Raw genomic sequence first — 2,685 nt, forward strand, 5'->3', positions numbered from 1 at the left:
GTGCAGGCCCGCGCCGGTCGCAAAGCGCGCGAACCCGGTCGCGAGTGCGCGCAGCGCGATCGCGTGCGTCGGGATGGAGCAGCCGTCGATCCCGCGGTTGCTGTCGTCATGGACGGCGCCGGTCATCTCCGCTACCGCACGAACAGCCTCGCGCATGACCGGATGGTCCGGCGTGCTGTATCCCGCGACGTCACGCCCGCTGTCGCACGCCACGCAGACAAACCCCGCGTGTTTGCCGGAACAGTTGTTGTGCAGCGCCGAAGGTGTGTGTCCCGAGGCCGCCAGCGCGCGGGCGGCCGCATCGGATGTGGGCCAGTGTGTCCCGCATTCCAGACACGCCACGTCGCGGCCCGTGCGCGCCAGCATGCGTGCGGCGACCGTCGCGTGCATGGCCTCCCCGGTGTGGGAGGCGCAGGCCAGCGCGAGCTCTTCTGCTGTCAGGCCCAGCCTGTCCGCCGCGCCGGTTTCGACCAGAGGCAGCGCCAGCAGCGCCTTGACCGACGACCGGGTATAGGTCGGCTGTTCGATGTCACCCGCCGCGAAGACGACGCGGCCCGTGTCGTCGACCACCGCCACCGCCCCGCGATGGACGGATTCGACGCGGCCTGCCCGCGTTACCTCGGCCAGTGGCGCGTCAGTCTGGAATGCCATGGGGGCGTCGCCTCTCAGGTGTTCGTAGGGCCTCAGTGGCCCGATGCCAGACGATAGCACGTGGCGTCGGCCCGGCGTGTGGTGTCCGGATCGGGCTCCAGATGCGGCTCGACCAGCAGGCGTCGCACGCGCAGCACGGCCACCGCGTCGGGGGGCACATCGTCATCCAGTATCAGCGACAGGAAATAGGCGACGCCTGGGCGCTCGGTCAGCAGAACGGGGCTGTCCGGCCCATAAGGCAGGCCGTCGACGGTAACCGCCTCCGCCTGTTCGGACGTCGCCACCCAGTACAGATAGCTGTCGGCGGGATCGGAACCGCGAAACCCCTGGAACTGCGCCATGGACGCCACCGGCACGTCGTCGGGGGACAGGAGGCCGCTAACCGGGGGCGGTGGCTCGGCCAAAGCGGGCGCCTCAGGTGCGGTCGCGGCGGCCGAAGCATCGGTCGGGGCGCGATCGTCGGCCGCTGTCGGCATCGGCGTGTCGTGCACCGGGTCCGGGGTGTCCACGGCCACGCCGAACAGATCGGGTTGCGGCATCCCCGAGGACGAACCGGATCGGGTTCGACTGCGCTGGGGCGTCGGGGCTGCCTGCCCGCCGGACAATGGCAGCTGGGGAGGAACCAAACCTTGGGCTCGTGCCACGCTCGTCACCCTCTCCCGGATGGACGCATCGGAAAAACGTGTCAGAAGCGGCGCAAACTGGCGCCGGCCACGCCGCCGCCAGAACAGGGCGCATGCCTCGGCCGCATGGCGCGCCGACGTGATCCGATCCAGAACCTGGTTGTCCGGACCGAGGATCTCGAACACGGGTGCGCCACGTACACCCGGGACGCGGCGGCAACGTATGGCGAAGTCTTGCATAGGTAGTCTATTGCCGCGACTCCGCCGGGCCGTCCATCCCCGCGGGCTTGGCACGGCAGGCGGCGCAGGTGCCTTCCGCCTCGATGGTGGAGGCCGAGATATGAAAGCCATGTTCGGCGCCCGCCGCGCGCAGGGCGTGGCTGATGCCTCGGTTTTCCAGTTCCGTGACCTCGCCGCAGTGACGGCAGATCAGAAACTGGGCCGCATGGAAGTCAGAGCAGCCATGCGCATGTTCAAGGGCGTGCGTACAGGCCACGAACGCGGACAGTCGTTCGATGCGATGGACCAGCCCCTGTTCAAGCAGAAAGTCCAACGCCCGATAGACCGTGGGAGGTGCCGCGCCACGGTTGTTTTCACGCAGGCGATCGAGCAGTTCATAAGCCCCCGATGGCCGGCCCCGATCCAGCACCAGCCCCAGCACCAGCCGACGAATATCGGTCAGGCGCGATCCACGCTCGGCACAGACTGACGACGCCTGATCGAGAAGCCGCTCGATGCGGGGCGAAAATGCCACTGATGTGTCCACGATGCGTCCCCTCCCCCGGTCGGGCCGTGAGCGGCCAATCCGCCGTGCGACCGTACTGCCCGCAGCGACCATCGTTTGCAAGCTGTCGCTTAAACGGCTATGCCGACCCGTTCTGTTATAGAGTAACATCAAGGTCGGACGTGAGACGCATTTCGCTTTCCCTGTTTGCGGTCGCGGCTGCGCTGTCGACCACACCGGTGCGCGCTGCCACGACGTCTCCACTGACCGTCGTCGCGGCCGAACGCGTGTGGGCCGATATCGCCGATCAGGTCGGCGGCCCGGATGTGACGACCCGCGCCATCCTCGCCACGCCCACTGTCGACCCGCATATGTTCGAAGCCAGTCCCGCCACGGTCAGGGCTTTGTCCGAGGCCGCCATCGTGATCGCGACGGGCGACGGCTACGACCCATGGATGGCGTCCCTTGTCGCGGCGCTGCCGCCCGGCGACCGCAGCGTGATCGACGTGGCGGCGCTTCCGGCGTCGCGCCCGGCCGATCCACTGGACCCGCATCTGTGGTTCGATCCGGATCGGGCGCGGGCCTTCGCCACGCGTCTGGCGCGCACGCTCGACGATCGCCTCGGCCCCGATCCGCGCCGCAGCCGGCGGCTGGAGGCTTTCCTGACCGATCTCGACACACTCTCCG

At 68.8% G+C, this 2,685-nt stretch carries 4 protein-coding genes; 1 reads left to right on the forward strand and 3 read right to left on the reverse strand.

All coding sequences use genetic code 11. The features are described 5' to 3' along the window. The 3 genes from HUK82_RS15765 to HUK82_RS15775 form a co-directional block, all read right to left on the reverse strand. Positions 1–651, reverse strand: a 651-nt coding sequence (locus tag HUK82_RS15765) for an asparaginase (RefSeq protein WP_176614843.1), incomplete at its 3' end; no start/stop codon positions are given. Positions 652–683: 32 nt separating this feature from the next. Beyond that, positions 684–1,190, reverse strand: coding sequence for a hypothetical protein (locus tag HUK82_RS15770; protein ID WP_176614844.1), 507 nt, complete (start codon positions 1,188–1,190; stop codon positions 684–686). 331 nt (positions 1,191–1,521) lie between these two features. Continuing rightward, on the reverse strand, positions 1,522–2,040 hold the full coding sequence (locus HUK82_RS15775) for a Fur family transcriptional regulator (RefSeq protein WP_264802031.1): 519 nt from the start codon (positions 2,038–2,040) through the stop codon (positions 1,522–1,524). 140 nt (positions 2,041–2,180) lie between these two features. Between HUK82_RS15775 and HUK82_RS15780 the strand changes: the two genes are divergently transcribed. After that, the coding region (locus tag HUK82_RS15780; protein ID WP_176614846.1) for a metal ABC transporter substrate-binding protein at positions 2,181–2,685 on the forward strand (505 nt) is incomplete at its 3' end.

It is taken from the genome of Ameyamaea chiangmaiensis, assembly GCF_013376175.1.
Taxonomy (GTDB): domain Bacteria; phylum Pseudomonadota; class Alphaproteobacteria; order Acetobacterales; family Acetobacteraceae; genus Ameyamaea; species Ameyamaea chiangmaiensis.

Bases quoted from the DNA above. Each gene is read 5' to 3' on its own strand.
- HUK82_RS15770 (WP_176614844.1), bottom strand. From the start codon at position 1,190: ATGCCGCAACCCGATCTGTTCGGCGTGGCCGTGGACACCCCGGACCCG.